Raw genomic sequence first — 15,966 nt, 5'->3', positions numbered from 1 at the left:
CCTTGCACTCGGCCCCCCTGGACTCGCGTTGCCCGTCCAGGCTAGGCGGGCGGTACGCCGGCGCCCATGGGCCGAACGGCCCGTGCCGGCCGTCCGGGACGTGACAACGCCCACTCGGAACCCGGGAATGGCCGTGGCCGACCGGGCGGTCTCCGCGTATCGGTGCCGGCCGGCGCCGCCCCTCCCCGCGCGCCCCGGGCGGCGGCCAGTCGGGTCGATTCGGGAGGCCGTCCGTGGGCGGGCCGGGCGGGAGGAGCATTTTTTCGGCGCCTGCGGGCATCCGGACCGTCATGACCGTCTACGTCGTCACCGTTCCCGGGACCCTGCTGACCGAGCTCACGCCGGACGCCCGCGCCGTGCTGCTCCGATCCCTCCGTCCGGCCGACCCGCGCACCACGGACGTCGGCGTGGAGGAGGACCTGCACCTCCTCTCGCTCTATCCGGACTCACCCGGATTCGCCCTTCACCTGGAAGTGGAGGCCGCCGACACCCGCGGCGCCGAGCAGAAGGCGCGCGAGCTGGCCACGGAAGCGCTGGGGCGCGCCGGGCTGGGCGGGGACGGGGCCCGGCTGGGCGATCCCGTCATCACGGGCATCGCCACCGAGTAGGCCGGCCCGGGCGGGCGCCACCGCGCTTCCTGCCGGCGACGTATCCGCGTACTGCTCAGGTCGGAGCGCTCCGCTTCGCAAATCATCATCCAGGCGCATCGGTTGGCGGTTCGCCACCGTCATGATTCGAGCATGGATCAAGAACTCGCTGCCCTGGGCACCCTGGCCCAACAGACCGCCGACCGGCTCGGACAGCAGCGCGTGGGCGTGGTGGTGGCCGCCGTCTCCGGGGACCGCGTGGAGATCAGGGGCGCCGGCAGCACCGGCGGCGACCTCGGCCGCACCCCGGGGCCGGACACCCTGTTCGAGATCGGTTCGGTGACGAAGTCACTGACGGCCCTGGCCCTGGCCCGCATGGCGGTGCTCGGCTCGGTGGATCTGGACGAGCCGCTGCGCGACCTCCTGCCGGGCGGGGTGGTGGTGCCGTCCCGCGGGGGCGAACAGATCTCGCTGCGGCATCTCGCGCACCACACGTCCGGCCTGCCGCGCCTGCCCCGCGGCATGCTCCTCCAGGCCCTGCTGCACCCGTCGAAGCCGGATCCGTACGCCGACTGCACCGCCGACGTCCTCCTGGCCGGGCTCGGTCGGACCCGGCTGCGGGCCACCCCGGGGCAGAAGTTCCACTACTCGAACCTCGGAGCCGGACTGCTGGGTCTGGCCCTCGCCCGCCGGGCCGGTACGGGCTACGAGGACCTCGTCACCCGGGAGGTCTGCGCGCCGCTCGGCATGCGCGACACCTCGGTGACGGTGGACAGCGCCCGGGCGGACCGTTGCGCCCGGGGGCACGGCCGGCGCGGGCGCCCCGTACCGCCCTGGCACCTCGCCGACCTGGCGGGGGCGGGCGGACTCCGGTCGACCGCGAGCGACATGGTCGCCTTCGTCCGGGCCCAGCTCGACGGCGGACCCGAGGAACTCGCCGAGGCGATCGTCCTGACCCGCGCCGATGAGCACCGTACGAGCCCCTTCGGCTGGGTGCACCTCGGCTGGACGGCCCACCGTCTGCACGCCAAGCAGGGCTCCCACCTGCAGATCTGGCACAACGGGGGAACCGGCGGCTTCTCCTCCTTCGTCGGCTTCGATCCAGAGACGCGGTGCGGCGTCGTCGCTCTCGCCAACACCGCGCGTCCGGTGGACCGTCCCGCCTTCGACCTGCTGCGCACCTTGCAGTCGCAGGCCGCCGGGAGTGCGCCGGGGCGGTGACGACACCTCGGCAGCTCTCGCACACCGGTCGGGCCCGGAGCGGGCCTGCGCGTCCCTGTCCTTCGGCACCTTCGCTCCGGAGGAGGCCGTGATCGAGGCCTCCTGGCCGACGGCAGCTTCGCGGCTTTCACCGACGCGGTCGCGCCGCGCGTCGTCTCCGCCCAGGACGACATCGTCCTCGGCCACGCCCTGGTCCGGCGGTTCATGGTGGGCGAGGGGCACCGGCCGGAGGAAGCCTGAAGGGTCCCCCGCCGGCGGCCGGGCAGCGGTCCACCGCGTCCGGGCGGGCGTTCGGATTTCCGTGCGGGGGTTCGGACTGTACCGCGCACGGGCGGTTCGCCGTACGGGAATCGGCGGATCCTGAGCGCCGCCCCGGCCGGCGGCGCCAGGATGGGGGGATGGACCCTGGGAATGTGGAGCCGGGCGGATCACGGCCGATCGTGGTGCGGGTGCCGGTGGAACCGGTGGAGGCCGTGGTGGAGGCCGACGCGGTCGACGCCGTGGCCCGTGCGGGTACTCCGGTGGTGCGCGGCCCCCTCTTCGGGGTGGCGGAGCAGCGGGCGGGGGACGCGCCGCGGTGGCGGGTGGTGATCGAGGTGACGTCCAGCTGTCCGCAGCAGGCCCGTGACGGGTTGAACTCCTGGCTGTGGTTCCGCGCGAAGGACCACGCACAGGACCGGGCGGAACGCCGGGCCCTGCTGGCGGCGGTCTCCCGGCTGGAGACCGAGCGGGTCGACGAGCTCTCCGTCGCCGGGGTCCGGTACCGGATCGTGCGCGCCGAGGAGTACGCCGGTGCGGGCCCGGACGGCGTCGAACAGCCCCGGCCGACCGACCCGGAGCCCTTGGTCCCCGACTGGGACCGTACGGCCAAGGTGCCGGGGATCGACGAGGGACTGGTCGTGGACCCGGACGCGCCGGTCACCCCGACGCAGGCGGTGGAGCAGCTGGCGATGCGTGGGCTGTGCTACACCGGTGCGCGGTTCCCCGACGACGTGCGCGCCGATGCGCGGCGGGCCCTGGAAACGCATCCGGACGTACTGCTGTTGCCGGCGACGTTCACCGTCGCGGAGCGGAGCGGGACGGGCTGGAGCCCGGTCAGCGGTCCGCACGCCACCGCCCACGAGGCCCGCAAGTCACTGGACTTCGCCCTGACCTGGATGTGGCCGCGCATGCACGGCCTGATCCCGCCCGGCGCAGGCCCGCACGTCGACGCCCGTACGGGGACGTCGTCCTCCGACCGGTCCGAGCGGGCCGGGCGGTTGGCCGCGTACGCGGGGGCCGCCGACAGCCTTCGGGTGGGGCGCGTGAACGAGCTGGAACTGGACGGCTCCGTCTACCAGATCGTACGCACCCGCCGCCTGCTGCGCTGGGGGCCCGACGGGCCCGAGGGCCCGCGCCCCTCCGACGTCAACACCCAGGAACCGACGCGGATCCACGTCGGGCTCGACGAGGACGGCAACGTCCTGCCGCCGGATTGAGGTCCCGGGCGTCCCGGGCGTTCCGGGCGTCCCGGGCGTCCCGGGACGGCTGCGAGCATGATCCGATGGAATCCATTGGACGAACCGTCGGCTCCGCGTCCCCGTTGGAACCGCGGATCGGCTTTTCGCGGGCGGTCCGGGTCGGGCACGACGTGGCGGTGGCCGGGACCGCCCCGATCGGCGTCACCCGGCTCCGCGGCGGGGCGGGGTGACGTCCACGTCCAGACGGTACGGGTCGACGGCGCCACGGGTCGACGGCGCCACGGGCCCGGTTGACCGGGCGCCGCGGGCCACGCCGGTGAATCTGCGCGTGATCGTGCGCGGTTCGGCGGCCGGACCCGCGAGAATCACCGGGTGAGCACACCATCCCAGTCCCAGCGCGGCGTCGGACGCGGCGTCAGCACCCTCATCCCGCAGAGCGCGACCGACCAGGCCATGGCCGCGCTCACGGGACTCGAAACGGTGCCCGTCCACGTCGGCCTCCTCCAAGCGGCGACCCTCCTGCTGGAGGAAGCCGCCCGCACCGCCTCCGACGAGGCGACGAAGGCGGCCATGGCCAGAACGGCGGGCCTCCTCCGCGCGGCCATGTGAGCCCGGGCAGGGGCGGGTGCGCCCGGGTGGATCAGACGCCGCCGCGCCAGATGTTGTCGAAGGCCGCCTCGTCGATGGCGCGGCGTTGGCGCACGGAGGCCAGTTCCACCACCGCGTCGCCGATGGCGGCCAGGACGGTGGCCACGGCTTCGTCGGCGACGTCCGGGGTGTCCCCGGTCCGGTCGCCGTGGACGCCGACCGTTTCCGCGAGGTTGGCGAGGACGGGGTCCTGCGACTTCCAGCGGTCCACGGCCCTGCGGCGGGCGGGCGATTCGACGAGTTCGGGGGCGCCGACCCGGAAGGAGAGTCCGCGGCGGCGTTGCCGGGCGAGGAGGCCCTCCTCCACCAGCGCGGCCTCGTAGACGGCGGACAGGCCGCGGCCCCGGCGCCACAGCCAGTCGGTGACCGACTCGTAGGGCTCGTCCCGGACGATCGAGGAGGCCGCCTCCGCCATCAGTCGGTCGGTCGGTGCCGGGCGCTCGTCGTCCGGGACGATCCGGTCGCCGTCCAGCCGGATGGTACGGGTGCCGAGGAGGTCGATCGCTTCGGCGCCCGCGAGGGCGAGCGAGAGGTCGCCCTTCTCGGCCGGGTGACCGTCTGCCGTGTCCATGGTGACGATCAACAAGTCACGCGGTGTGGTCATTTGGGGCTCCACGTCCGATGCGTCCGCTGGTGAGTGCGTACCTGAACGGCTGGTCCGGCACGGTCCGACAGGGGCAGGCTACCCGCGTCGCCGGTTCGGCGGACGTCGACCGGGCCGCCCGGTGATCGCGCCCGACGGCCCGCCGTACGCGCCCCGCCGGCCGCGAGTTCACCCACATCCTGCGGGCCGGGCAGGGCACAACCCCCGGTCGCCCCGGTCGGGTTCGCCGCAGGGCGAGGCGAGCGTGGGGGCGCGAGGGGAACCCATCCGGCGATCAACCGGCGTGACCCCGGGGAGGAGGGGGCGGGGGGTCAGGTCATGTTGCGCAGGGCCGGGAGGAGGGTGGATTCGGCCCAGTCGATGAACGTGTGCTGGTGGGATCCGCCGACCTGGACCAGGGCGATCTCGGTGAAGCCGGCGTCCACGTACGGGCGGACTGCGTCGACGAAGGTCGCGACGTCGTCGCCGCAGGGGATCGACTTCGCGATGTCCTCGGGGCGGACGTACTGCGAGGCCTGCTCGAAGGCGGCCGGGCCGGGGAGCTCCGCGTTGACCTGCCAGCCGCCCGCCGACCACCGGAACTGGTCGTGGGCGCGCTGAACGGCCGCGTCGCGGTCGGTGTCGTAACAGACCGCCAGTTGGCCGACCCGCGGCTTGCCCACGCCGCCCGCTCGGTCAAAGGACTCCAGGAGTTCCCGTTCCGGATCGATGGCGATCACCAAGTCCGCGTACCGGCCCGCCAGTTCGCACGACCGCTTGCCGGACACCGCGATGCCGATGGGCGGCGGTCGGTCCGGCAGGTCCCACAGCTTGGCGTTCTCCACGTCGAAGTACTGTCCGTGGTGGTTCACGGAGCCGCCGTCGAAGAGGTCGCGGATGATCTGGACGGCTTCTTCCAGCATCTCCAGTCGCACGTGCGCGGCGGGCCAGCCCGGTCCGACCACGTGCTCGTTCAGGTTCTCGCCGGAGCCCAGCCCCAGCCGGAACCGGCCCTCGGACAGCAGTTGCATCGTCGCCGCCTTCTGGGCAACGACCGCCGGGTGGTAGCGGACCGTCGGGCACGTCACGTAGGTCATGAGGGGGATGGTGGACGTGGCCTGCGCGGCCGCTCCCAGGACGCTCCACGCGTACGGGGCGTGCCCCTGGGAGGCGAGCCACGGGAAGTAGTGGTCCGAGGTGACGGAGAAGTCGAAACCGGCCCGCTCGGCGGCGGCGACGTGCTCCACCAGTTCCCGGGGGCCGGCCTGCTCGGTCATCATCGTGTATCCGAATCGCACCATGTGCTGCGCCTTACCGGTCTCCCCCGCGTGAAACCTGCCGGGGGCCGGGTTCAGGCCGCCGCCGGCGTGTCGTCCTCCTCGGCGAGGGACGGACCGTCGGCGCGGGGCGAGCCGTCGGTCGGGGACGGGCAGTCGATGAGGGGCGGGGCCGCGCGGGAGGTCGTCGTCCCGAAGGAGGCCCCCGCGGCCCGGCACAGCCGCTCGGCGCGCAGGACGGCGCTGACGACCGCGGCGCGCCCCGCGCACCACGGGAGCTCCATCACGACGGTGCGGGGGCGGTAACTCCTGAGGAGGAACTCGAACTCCGAGACGACGGTGCCGCGTGTGCCGACGTCGAGGTCGTCGGGGAGCCGGACGATCAGGACGCCACCGTCGAACAGGTGAGTGAGCAACGCGGCCACCCCTTCCCCCGGCATGGCCGATGCGCCATGTTCACCATGGAAATGCCCGGTGCGCTTGCCGTTACACATAACAAAACTCACCTGATGGGCAAAGAATCCTTGGGATGCGTGCCCGCAGGTGTGCCGCCCTCGACCTCTCCGGCCCCTCAGCCCGGCCAGCTGCCCGAAACCCGTCGCACGGCGACGGCTCCGGAGCGCTCGACGGCCGCCTTGACGAGGGCGAAGATCGCCCCTTGGATAGCCGCCGCGAGCAGGATCTCCCGCCAGTGCCGTCCTTCGTCCATGGCGTCCGGGGCGTCGTCGTCGTGCCCCGCCAGTTTCCAGACCTGCTTGAACAGCGCCCCGGCCACGATCCCGGCCCCTGCGCCGAACGCCAGGCCGACCGGCTTGTAGGCCATCTTCGATGCCTTCATGTCCCTGCGCCTGCCCACCACGGCGCTTCCGATACCCGCAGGAAGCATGACGAACAGGTCAAGGAGGCGCAACGCCGACAGAGCGAGCTCGTGGGCCCCCGGCAGAGCTGCCGGGGGCCCACGGGTGTTTGCGGGTGTCACATCTTGCTGCGCTTGCCCTTCATCGCTTCCTTCGCGTCCCCGACGGCTCCCTTGGCCTTGCCCTTGGCCTGGTCGGCCTTGCCCTCGGCTGCCATCCGGTCGTTTCCGGTGACCTTGCCCGCGGCCTCCTTGGCCTTGCCCTTCGCCTTGTCCATTGCGCCCTTGTCGGCCATGGTGATCTCCGATCCGGTCGAATTGGGTACGGGGCTCACGACGGTGGACCACCACGCCGTTCACTCCTCCGTGGGCACGCCTGCCCCGTTGTTCCCGCGATAAGCCCCCGCCGTCGAATCCCTTTCCCCCCGCGGAGATCACCTCCCGGCATCGCGTGCGCGCTCCGCGTGTTCTCGCGCCGTGCCCTGCGTGTTCTCGCGGCCGTGCGGTCCATGGTGCGCGAACATACGAGCGCCGACCCCCGGCACCCTTTCCGGCGTCGTAAAGAGCCGGCAGCAGGAAACATCGAGACAGGAAAGAAGGGCGGACGTGTCCGGCAGCGAAAGTGAGAACCCGGCAATCCCCTCCCCGACCGCCACTGCGACGCGCCCCAGGACGAACCGGGACTGGTGGCCGAACCAGCTGGACCTGCAGGTCCTCCACCAGCACTCGCCCCTCTCCAATCCGATGGCGGACGACTTCGACTACGCGAAGGAATTCGCCGGTCTCGATGTCGACGCGCTCAAGCGGGACGTCTTCGACGTCATGACGGCCTCCCAGGACTGGTGGCCGGCCGATTACGGCCATTACGGGCCGCTCTTCATCCGCATGAGCTGGCACGCCGCGGGGACGTATCGGATCTCCGACGGTCGGGGCGGCGGCGGCTCGGGCGCCCAGCGCTTCGCGCCCCTCAACAGCTGGCCGGACAATGCGAGCCTCGACAAGGCGCGCCGCCTGCTGTGGCCGGTCAAGCAGAAGTACGGCCGTCGCATCTCCTGGGCGGACCTGCTGGTGTTCGCCGGAAACTGCGCGATGGAATCCATGGGGTTCAAGACGTTCGGGTTCGGTTTCGGCCGGGAGGACATCTGGGAGCCGGAGGAAATCTTCTGGGGGCCCGAGGACACCTGGCTCGGGGACGAGCGCTACAGCGGCGACAGGGAACTCACCGGTCCTTTCGGCGCCGTGCAGATGGGTTTGATCTACGTCAATCCGGAGGGGCCGAACGGAAACCCGGATCCGCTGGCGGCGGCCCGGGACATTCGTGAGACGTTCGCCCGCATGGCGATGAACGACGAGGAGACGCTGGCCCTCATCGTCGGCGGCCACACGTTCGGCAAGTGCCACGGCGCCGTCGATCCCGACTGCATCGGACCGGAGCCCGAAGCCGCACCGATCGAGCAGCAGGGCTTCGGCTGGCGGAACACGTGCGGCAGCGGGACGGGCGTCGACGCGCTCACCAGCGGCCTCGAAGGCGCGTGGACCTCGGAGCCGACGAAGTGGGACAACGGCTACCTGGACAACCTGTTCCGCTACGACTGGGAGCTGACGACGAGCCCCGCCGGGGCCAAGCAGTGGACCCCGAAGGATCCCGCCGCCCGCGACACCGTGCCCGACGCGCACGATCCGTCGAGGCGGCACGCGCCGATGATGCTCACGACGGACCTCGCCCTGAAGGTGGATCCGATCTACGCGCCGATCGCGAAGCGCTTCCACGAGAACCCGGACCAGCTCGCGCGGGCCTTCGCCAAGGCCTGGTACAAGCTGCTGCACCGCGACATGGGGCCGATCTCGCGCTACCTCGGCCCCTGGATCCCCGAGCCGCAGCTGTGGCAGGACCCCGTCCCCGCGGCCGATCACGCACCGGTCTCGGACGCGGACGTCGCGGACCTGAAGGGCAGGATCCTCGCCTCGGGGTTGTCGGTCCCGCAACTGGTCACCACCGCTTGGGCGTCGGCGGCGAGCTTCCGCGGCACCGACAAGCGCGGCGGGGCGAACGGGGCCCGGATCCGGCTCGCGCCGCAGCGCGACTGGGAGCTCAACGACCTGCCAGAGGTCACCGAGACGGTCCGGACCCTCGAAGGGATCCAGCAGGAGTTCAACGCCTCGGCGGACGGCAAGAGGGTTTCGCTCGCCGACCTGATCGTCCTGGGCGGGTGCGCGGCCGTGGAGCAGGCCGCGAAGAGTGCCGGGCACACCGTGACGGTCCCGTTCGCGCCGGGGCGCACGGACGCCTCGCAGGAGCAGACCGACGTGGAGTCGTTCGCCGTGCTCGAACCGCGGGCCGACGGGTTCCGCAACTACCTCCACGAGGGCGAGAAGTTGTCCCCGGAGACCCTCCTGTTGGACCGGGCCAACATGCTGACCCTCACGGCTCCCGAGATGACGGTGCTGATCGGCGGCATGCGGGCGCTGAACACCGGCTTCAAGGGAGGTACGCACGGCGTCCTCACCCAGCGGCCCGGGCTGTTGACCAACGACTTCTTCGTCAACCTGCTCGACATGGGCACGCAGTGGAAGGCGTCGGAGTCGACGGAGAACGTGTTCGAGGGCCGGGACGGGGCGACGGGTGCGGTCAAGTGGACCGCGACCGCCGTCGACCTCGTCTTCGGTTCGCATTCCCAACTGCGGGCCCTGGCCGAGGTCTACGCCTGCGAGGACGCGCGCGAGACGTTCGTACGCGACTTCGTGGCCGCGTGGAACAAGGTCATGAACCTCGACCGGTTCGACCTGGCCTGAGCCCGCCGGGTGTCCCGGTGTCCCGGCGGCCGGTCGACGGTCGGCCGGGACACCGGGCTCCGGGCCATCTGGGGGCGGTGAGGTCAGGACGTACGGGAGGGGCGGGGGATGACGGCAGGGGCGTCGGGGGTGATCGGGGCGGCCATCGGCTCGTGGCCGGGGACGGCCGAGCCGTCGGGGTCGATGAGCCGGCGCGGCAGGCCGGCGGGGGGTCGGCGGCCTCGGCCCATGGGCGCGTTCCTCACTTCGCGGGTCCGGCCCGGCGGGCGTTCCCTCGCCCCGGCGAGCCGGTCTTGAACACGTTCAAGCCAACAGTTTCCGGGCCTCGACGACAGGGGCGGCTCAGGGGCCACCGTCCTCGACCTCCGCGCCGGCCCGGGCCAACGCGAACACGCCGACGCAGATCAGGGCGAGGCCCAGAAGCTGGGGCAGCAGCCACCAGTGGGCCCGTAGGTGTTCCTCGTACAGCAGCACCCCGAGGGCGACGCTGACGCCCGCGTCGCCGAGGGTCAGCGCGGGCTGGGAGGCGACGAGCGGGCCGCCCTGCATGGCGTGTTCGAGGAGCAGCAGTGCGCAGACGCCGCAGGCGGCGAAGGCGTACGTCTGCCAGGCGGTGAGGAAGGCGCCGAGGCCGCCCTGGGCGAGCACGTGCATGGAGGACTTCATGAGGGCGGCGGTGAGCGCGTAGCAGACGGCGGTGGCCGCGCCGAGGCAGCCGGCCCGCATCCGGCCGGGCGGTCTGCGCAGTCCGGTCACGGCCAGTGCCGCCACGGCCGCCGCGCAGGCGGCCAGGGCGAGCAGCCAGCGGTCGGTGGGGACGTGCGTGCGGTTGCCCGCCGGCGAGGCGGCGACCAGCACGATCCCGAGCCCGGCGACCACGCCGGCGACGGCGAGCCACACCGCCCCCGGCAGCCGGTTCCGCGTCACCAGCGAGCCGATCAGCAGCGCGAGCGGGAGTTCCAGTACGAACAGGGGCTGCACGAGGGCCAGCGCGCCCGTCGCCAGCGCGACGGCCTGTCCGACGCCGGCGGCGATGACCGCCAGGATCCCGGCGACCCACACCGGGCGCTTCAGCAGGTCCAGGACGAGCCCGAACCGGAATCCGTCGCTCTGCGGCACGGTGAGGGCGGCCCGCCGCTGGAGCACGGTCGCGAGGGCGTTGCTGAGCGCCGCGAACAGCGCGAAGAGGACCGGCAGTACGAAGCCCATGCCCCGATCCTCACCGCACCCGACGGGGCTCCCCGCCACGACACCGCGCGGGGCCCGCCCGACTCCGGCCGTTCCCCCGTCCAGTCCAGACCCATGCGCCCGACCCCGCGGGGGCGGGGTCAGCCCACCGCCTGACGCAGGCCGTCGAGGAGGTCGCGTACGGCGGGGCGGGCGAGCGAGACCTCGCGGACGGCCACGTGGATCCGCCGGAGCGGCCGGGGGTTGCGCACCGGGCGTACGAGGACTCCCGGGCGGGCGCCGCCCAGCGCCATCCGCGGCATCAGGGCGACGCCCAGACCGGCCGCCACGAAGCCCTGCGCGGTGGCGTAGTCCTCGCTCTCGACGGCGAAGCCGGGGCTGAACCCGGCCGCCGCGCACGCCGTGAGGACGGCGTCCAGGCAGGGGCCGGGCGGTTCGCTGCCGACCCAGGGTTCCCCGGCGAGGTCGATCAGGTCGACCTCCTCCCGTTCGGCGAGGGGGTGGTGCGTCGGCAGGACCACGTCGTACGGGTCGTCGTGCAGGTGGATCAGGCGCACGCCCTCGTACGGTCGGGGGTCCGGCCCGACGGCGAGCGCGAGGTCCGCCCGGCCCTGCTCGACCTCGTGGAGCGGGGCGACCGGGTCGGCGAGTTTCAGGTCGATCCGCACCCGGGGGTGGGCGCGGCGCAGGCCCACCAGGGCGGGTGCGACGAGCGCGGCGCCCGCGGAGGCGAAGTAGCGGACGACGAGCCGTCCGGTGTGCCCTTCCCGCAGGTCGGCCAGGGCTGCCTCGGCCGCCGCGAGGTCCCGGCTGATGACCTCCGCGTGCTCCGCGAGCAACCGGCCGGCGGCGGTGGGCCGCACGCCGCGGCCGACCCGTTCGAGCAGGGCGGTCCCGGCCTGTTTCTCCAGGGCGGCCACCTGCTGGCTCACCGCCGAGGGGGTGTAGCCGAGGTGGGCGGCGGCGGCCGTGACCGAGCCGCTGGTGATGACCGCTCTGAGGACCTGCATCCGTCGCACATCAAGCATGTAGTACAGCTTAACGGTAGGTGCATGATCCTTTGCTTGTCCTGTCGAATCGACTGGGGCACCGTTCTCAGGAGGAACAACCGGCCGAGGGAGACAAAGGAATGACCAGTGCCGTACGGGTGGCCGTGCTGTCTCTGTTGTGGGGATCGACCTTCCTGTGGATCGATCTGGCCTTGGAGGCCTTCACCCCGGTCCAGGTCACCTTCATCCGTTGCGCGCTCGGCTCGGCCCTGTTGCTGATCCTGTGCCGGGTGAAGGGACACCGACTCCCGCGGGAGCGGGGCGTGTGGGGCCGCGTCCTGGTCGCCGCGTTCTTCTGCAACGCCCTGCCGTTTGCCCTGTTCAGCGTCGGCCAGCAGACGGTGGACTCCGGGGCGGCCGGGGTGCTGAACGCGACGACGCCCTTGTGGTCGCTGTTGCTCGGCCTGCTCCTGGGCGGCGAACGGCCCCTGCGCGCGGTGCGCGTGGTCGGCCTGTCGGCCGGGTTCGCGGGTACGGCCCTGATCTTCGCGCCCTGGGAGCAGTCGACCCCGATGGGCTGGGGCGCACTCGCGATCGTGGGGGCCGCCGGCAGCTACGCGGTCGCCTTCGTCCTCATGGGCCGGCACCTGGTGGGGCGCGGCGTCCCCACCCTGCCGCTCGCCGCGTCCCAGCTGATCGCCGCGACGGCGCTGACCGCGCCGACCCTGCCCTTCGGGGGCTTCACCCCGGTGCGCGACGAACCGCGCACCCTGCTCGCCGTGGCCGCAGTCGTCGTACTGGGACTGTTCGCCACGGGTCTCACCTTCTACTTGACGTACAGGATCATCGCGGACGAAGGGGCGACCAACGCGGCGACGGTGGGCTACCTGCTGCCGGTGGTCTCCGTGGTCCTCGGAGCGGTCGTCCTCGGCGAGGAGATCGGCGCGCGGGTCGTGGCCGGCATGGCGGTCGTCCTACTGGGCGTCGCCATGACGCGCCGTCGCGTACGGCCCCCGTCGGAAGCGGGTGCCGCGGCGATCGGACCTGCGGGGATACTGGCAGCGGGCCCGGGCGAGCGGCCCGTACCGATGCGAGGGATGACGAAGCGATGACCCTGACAGAAGGCCGGCGGGTACGGCTGGCGGACGACACGACGCTGATCGATTCGCTCGCGCCGGCGGACGACTCCCCGATGCCGCCGGGCGCCTTCTCCGGGTCCCTGCTGCTCGCGGCGGGGACGGAGGGGACCGTCGAGGAGGTGGTGGAGCACCTGGACGAGAGCGTGGGCGTGCGCGAGTACCGGCGCCTCACCTCGCTCCTCGACTCCTTCGGCCACGACATGCCCACGGAGAGCAAGCGGCGACTGGAGGAGCAGATCGTCGACCTGGAGCCGGAGTGGACCGCCCACCAGCGCCGCGGTCCCCTCGTCACGGTCCGCGTGCGCTTCGACAACGGGTTCGTCCTGGACGGCGTGCGGCAGGAGCTGTTCACGTCCGACTGATGCGTCCGCCGGCCTCCGGAGGGTGTGCGGGGCGGACCGCCCGTGGCGGCCGCGTACGGCGGATGAGGGGTTCGACGATCACGAGCTGGGCTGCCGCGAGGGCGAGGCAGAGGGCCGCGGTGGCGGTCCACAGCGCGGCGGCACCGGCGTGTTCGAGGGCCTGGGTGGACGTGACGGGGGCCGCGACCGTGGCGATGCCCCAACTGACGCCGTACGCGGCGAGGTACCGGTCGGCGGCGCCGGGCGGGGCCAACTCCGCCACCACGCCCAGGGCCCGGCCCAGCAGGAGTACGTCGCCCAGGCTCCACAGCACGGTGGCGGCGGTGAACGCGGGCAGCGTGTGCGCGACGGCGTACCCTGCCAGGCCCAGTGCCATCAGGACGTAACCCAGGGCCAGGGCCACGGAGTCGGGGAGCACGGCGAGGCGGCGCAGGCGCAGCGCGGGCTGCGCGGCGACCACGGTCAGGGCCGAGGCGGTGAACAACAGCCCGGTGTCGGCGGGTTGCAGGCCCCGGCGGTCCAGGCTGAGCGGCAGCGCGATCATGATCTGCATCGTGACGAGGGCGAAGACGGTCCCGGCCCCGAACATGGCGCACAGCGCCCGGTCCCGCCAAGGACTCGCCCCGTCCCGGCGACCGCCCGGGGCGAGCGGCGCCTTCGGTCGGAGGTGGTCGGCGGGCAGGACCAGGTGGAGGACCAGGGCGCAGACGAGGCAGGTCAGCGCGTCGACGACGAACAGCCACCGCAGGTCCCACCGGCCGAGGCCCGCCGCGATCAGCCCGGCTCCCGTGCCGCCGATGGCGAGCGCGGTGTTCATCAGGCCGTACGCGCGCACCCGGTCGGCGGGGCCGACGGCGTCGGCGATCATCCCCTGGCTGGGCGGTTCGTACAGTTCGAAGGCCAGGCCCAGCAGGACCGCGAAGAGTGCCACGGCGGCCAGTGAACCGGCGGCCGCGATGCCCAATTGGGCCAGGGCGCACCCGGTGAGCCCGAGCACCATGGTGCGGCGGCGTCCGAGGCGGACGGCGAGGCGGCCTCCGGCCAGCCGGGAGGGGATCGTCGCGAGGCCGAAGGCGGCCGAGAGGGCGCCGGCGGTCGTGGCGCTCGCGCCGAATCCGGTACTGATCAGAACGGTCAGGAAGGGCAGGGAGAAGGCGCCGAGCCGGTTGATCGCCCGCGCTCCCACCAGCAGCCATACGGTCCGCGGCACGGACACCCCCTCGCGTAACTGTCGAATCGACTATCGTCAGTCACCTAACGCTAGCCACGGAAGGAGTGACTGGTCAAGTGATGTTCGACAGTCACGTCGGCGTTCTGCTGGAGCAGGCCGTATCGCTCGTGAACACGTTGACCGACGGGGAGGCGCACGGCCGGCCCTACATCGCGCCGCGCGGGGCGGCGCTGCCCGCCGCCGTCGACGCCGCGGTGTCGCGGACCGCCGCGTCCCTGCCGCGCGAGATCGATGACGCGCAGGCGGAGTACCTCGTCGGCGCGGCGACCCGGATGCGCGAGGTCTTCCGAGCCGTGCAGGACGACAGGCTGGACGACGCGGCCGCCACCGTGAACGCCCTGCTGCGCGACACCGGCGCCCGACCACGGCTGGACCGGGGCGAGGACGAGCCCTGGCAGGTGCACTTCCACGGCGCCGGCGACTCGTTCGCGGCCGGGAGCAGCGCCAGTTGCGCCACCGCGCTCGCGCTGGCCGTGGGCGGCGGCCTCGCCGGTCGACTCGGCGTGTGCCGGGCCGAGCGCTGCGACCGGGTGTACGTCGACACCTCGCGCAACGGCACTCGTCAGTTCTGTTCCACCGCCTGCCAGAACCGTACGAAGGCCGCTGCCTTCCGCGCCCGCAAGGAGGCCGGGTGAGCGGGCGCCCGCGGTCGGTGCGTGGCGCCCCGCACGGGGCCGAAGGTGACGTGGTGGGGCCTCGCAGGGTACGAAGTGCAATGTGAACGCACAAACCCAGCCCGCCACCGTTCGGATATTCGTCGCCCTCGCCCCGCCCGACGAGGCGAAGGACGAGCTCGCGCGGGCATTGTGCCCCGCCTACGAGGCGTACCCGCGCGTGCGGTGGAACCGGATCGAGGACTGGCACGTCACGCTCGCGTTCCTCGGGGAACTCCCGGTCACCGCGGTCCCCCTGTTGCGGCCGCCACTGGCCGAGCTCGCCGCGCGGCGCGCCCCCGTACGGTTGGCCCTGCGCGGCGGCGGCCACTTCGACGACCGGGTGCTGTGGAGCGGGATCGACGGGGACCTCGACGGCCTGCACCTGCTGGCGAGCGAGGTCCGGGCCGTGGTCAAGGAGTGCGGGATCCCGTTCGCGGACCGGCCCCTGCGCCCGCACCTGACGCTGGCCCGCGCCCGCCGCACCGAGACCTCCTTCGCGGTGGAGGCCGCCGCCGGACTCGCCGGTTTCACCGGCCGCACCTGGCCGGCCGCGCACCTGCACCTGGTCGGCAGCAACATCGGGCGCGGCCCGGGCCCGATCCACTACCGGGACATCGAGGCCTGGACCTTCGACGGCGGGAGCTGACGGCGACCGCACCCGGGCCGACGTCCCCGGCCGGGGCTCCGGAGGTGACGACAGCGGTGGGCCCTACGGCGCCGGCCGGGGCCGTAGGGCCCACCGATCAAGGGCCTTCGTCCGGTTGAGCGGGCGGGCTGACCTGCCAGTCCGTCCCGACGGCCGGTCTCGTCCTGGACGCCCGACCGGTCCGGGCTCCGCGCCGGCGACCCACGGCCCGGCTCAGCGGCGGCCCTTCGACAGGTTGAAGGCCAGGACGAGGAGGGCCGCCGCCATCACCGCCACGTGGACCCAGCCGGGCATCATGCCGACCTCCGGCCGGCGGGCCCGGTCTTCGGG

At 73.0% G+C, this 15,966-nt stretch carries 18 protein-coding genes; 9 read left to right on the top strand and 9 right to left on the bottom strand.

What is annotated here, in order from left to right:
- The first annotated feature begins 290 nt into the window (after positions 1 to 290).
- From ACZ4XJ_RS27010 to ACZ4XJ_RS26995, 4 genes are all read left to right on the top strand, one after another.
- Positions 291 to 608, top strand: a complete 318-nt coding sequence (locus tag ACZ4XJ_RS27010; protein WP_362881155.1) for a hypothetical protein — start codon at positions 291 to 293, stop codon at positions 606 to 608.
- Between the two features lie 132 nt (positions 609 to 740).
- A complete protein-coding gene (locus tag ACZ4XJ_RS27005) occupies positions 741 to 1,808 on the top strand; it encodes a serine hydrolase domain-containing protein (protein ID WP_362881153.1) in 1,068 nt (355 codons plus the stop codon).
- Between the two features lie 398 nt (positions 1,809 to 2,206).
- The gene (locus ACZ4XJ_RS27000; RefSeq protein ID WP_468497688.1) at positions 2,207 to 3,286 is read left to right on the top strand and encodes a DUF5954 family protein; all 1,080 of its coding nucleotides are present in this window, start codon (positions 2,207 to 2,209) and stop codon (positions 3,284 to 3,286) included.
- Positions 3,287 to 3,640: 354 nt separating this feature from the next.
- Complete coding sequence (locus tag ACZ4XJ_RS26995; RefSeq protein WP_362881149.1) at positions 3,641 to 3,877, top strand: hypothetical protein; 237 nt, start codon at positions 3,641 to 3,643, stop codon at positions 3,875 to 3,877.
- A gap of 31 nt (positions 3,878 to 3,908) precedes the next feature.
- Here ACZ4XJ_RS26995 and ACZ4XJ_RS26990 read toward each other — a convergent pair whose 3' ends face one another.
- The 5 genes from ACZ4XJ_RS26990 to ACZ4XJ_RS26970 all read right to left on the bottom strand — a co-directional run bounded on the left by ACZ4XJ_RS26990 (position 3,909) and on the right by ACZ4XJ_RS26970 (position 6,928).
- Positions 3,909 to 4,520 (bottom strand): GOLPH3/VPS74 family protein, encoded by a 612-nt coding sequence (locus ACZ4XJ_RS26990; protein ID WP_468497687.1) that lies wholly within the window; start codon positions 4,518 to 4,520, stop codon positions 3,909 to 3,911.
- Positions 4,521 to 4,831: 311 nt separating this feature from the next.
- Entirely contained in the window at positions 4,832 to 5,800 is a 969-nt protein-coding gene (locus ACZ4XJ_RS26985; protein WP_362881145.1) for an LLM class F420-dependent oxidoreductase, read from the bottom strand.
- Between the two features lie 50 nt (positions 5,801 to 5,850).
- Entirely contained in the window at positions 5,851 to 6,192 is a 342-nt protein-coding gene (locus tag ACZ4XJ_RS26980; protein WP_468497686.1) for a hypothetical protein, read from the bottom strand.
- A 155-nt stretch (positions 6,193 to 6,347) separates the two neighbouring features.
- The gene (locus tag ACZ4XJ_RS26975) at positions 6,348 to 6,614 is read right to left on the bottom strand and encodes a DUF4235 domain-containing protein (RefSeq protein ID WP_468497685.1); all 267 of its coding nucleotides are present in this window, start codon (positions 6,612 to 6,614) and stop codon (positions 6,348 to 6,350) included.
- Between the two features lie 137 nt (positions 6,615 to 6,751).
- Positions 6,752 to 6,928: a CsbD family protein gene (locus tag ACZ4XJ_RS26970; protein ID WP_362881227.1), complete on the bottom strand. Its 177-nt coding sequence runs from the start codon at positions 6,926 to 6,928 to the stop codon at positions 6,752 to 6,754.
- Between the two features lie 310 nt (positions 6,929 to 7,238).
- Here ACZ4XJ_RS26970 and katG point away from each other — a divergent pair, with 310 nt between their 5' ends.
- Positions 7,239 to 9,425, top strand: a complete 2,187-nt coding sequence (katG, locus tag ACZ4XJ_RS26965) for a catalase/peroxidase HPI (protein ID WP_468497684.1) — start codon at positions 7,239 to 7,241, stop codon at positions 9,423 to 9,425.
- A gap of 83 nt (positions 9,426 to 9,508) precedes the next feature.
- On the opposite strand, the gene ACZ4XJ_RS26960 is transcribed toward katG, so the two are convergent.
- From ACZ4XJ_RS26960 to ACZ4XJ_RS26950, 3 genes are all read right to left on the bottom strand, one after another.
- The gene (locus ACZ4XJ_RS26960) at positions 9,509 to 9,655 is read right to left on the bottom strand and encodes a hypothetical protein (RefSeq protein ID WP_468497683.1); all 147 of its coding nucleotides are present in this window, start codon (positions 9,653 to 9,655) and stop codon (positions 9,509 to 9,511) included.
- A gap of 112 nt (positions 9,656 to 9,767) precedes the next feature.
- A complete protein-coding gene (locus tag ACZ4XJ_RS26955; protein WP_468497682.1) occupies positions 9,768 to 10,634 on the bottom strand; it encodes a DMT family transporter in 867 nt (288 codons plus the stop codon).
- A gap of 119 nt (positions 10,635 to 10,753) precedes the next feature.
- On the bottom strand, positions 10,754 to 11,623 hold the full coding sequence (locus tag ACZ4XJ_RS26950) for a LysR family transcriptional regulator (protein ID WP_468497727.1): 870 nt from the start codon (positions 11,621 to 11,623) through the stop codon (positions 10,754 to 10,756).
- Positions 11,624 to 11,742: 119 nt separating this feature from the next.
- Between ACZ4XJ_RS26950 and ACZ4XJ_RS26945 the strand changes: the two genes are divergently transcribed.
- A complete protein-coding gene (locus tag ACZ4XJ_RS26945; RefSeq protein WP_468497681.1) occupies positions 11,743 to 12,714 on the top strand; it encodes a DMT family transporter in 972 nt (323 codons plus the stop codon).
- Positions 12,711 to 13,103, top strand: a complete 393-nt coding sequence (locus ACZ4XJ_RS26940) for a hypothetical protein (protein ID WP_362881132.1) — start codon at positions 12,711 to 12,713, stop codon at positions 13,101 to 13,103. The genes ACZ4XJ_RS26945 and ACZ4XJ_RS26940 overlap by 4 nt, the downstream gene beginning before the upstream one ends.
- Here ACZ4XJ_RS26940 and ACZ4XJ_RS26935 read toward each other — a convergent pair.
- On the bottom strand, positions 13,090 to 14,313 hold the full coding sequence (locus tag ACZ4XJ_RS26935) for an MFS transporter (RefSeq protein ID WP_468497680.1): 1,224 nt from the start codon (positions 14,311 to 14,313) through the stop codon (positions 13,090 to 13,092). The genes ACZ4XJ_RS26940 and ACZ4XJ_RS26935 overlap by 14 nt on opposite strands.
- A gap of 80 nt (positions 14,314 to 14,393) precedes the next feature.
- Here ACZ4XJ_RS26935 and ACZ4XJ_RS26930 point away from each other — a divergent pair, with 80 nt between their 5' ends.
- Both ACZ4XJ_RS26930 and thpR read left to right on the top strand, forming a co-directional pair.
- Positions 14,394 to 14,969: a CGNR zinc finger domain-containing protein gene (locus ACZ4XJ_RS26930; RefSeq protein WP_468497679.1), complete on the top strand. Its 576-nt coding sequence runs from the start codon at positions 14,394 to 14,396 to the stop codon at positions 14,967 to 14,969.
- 82 nt (positions 14,970 to 15,051) lie between these two features.
- Positions 15,052 to 15,636, top strand: a complete 585-nt coding sequence (gene thpR / locus ACZ4XJ_RS26925; protein WP_468497678.1) for an RNA 2',3'-cyclic phosphodiesterase — start codon at positions 15,052 to 15,054, stop codon at positions 15,634 to 15,636.
- The last annotated feature ends 330 nt before the right edge of the window (positions 15,637 to 15,966 follow it).

It is taken from the genome of Streptomyces sp. NPDC029836 (genome assembly GCF_055574495.1).
Note: the sequence above shows the minus strand (reverse complement) of the source record. Positions and strands in the feature narration are given on the sequence as shown.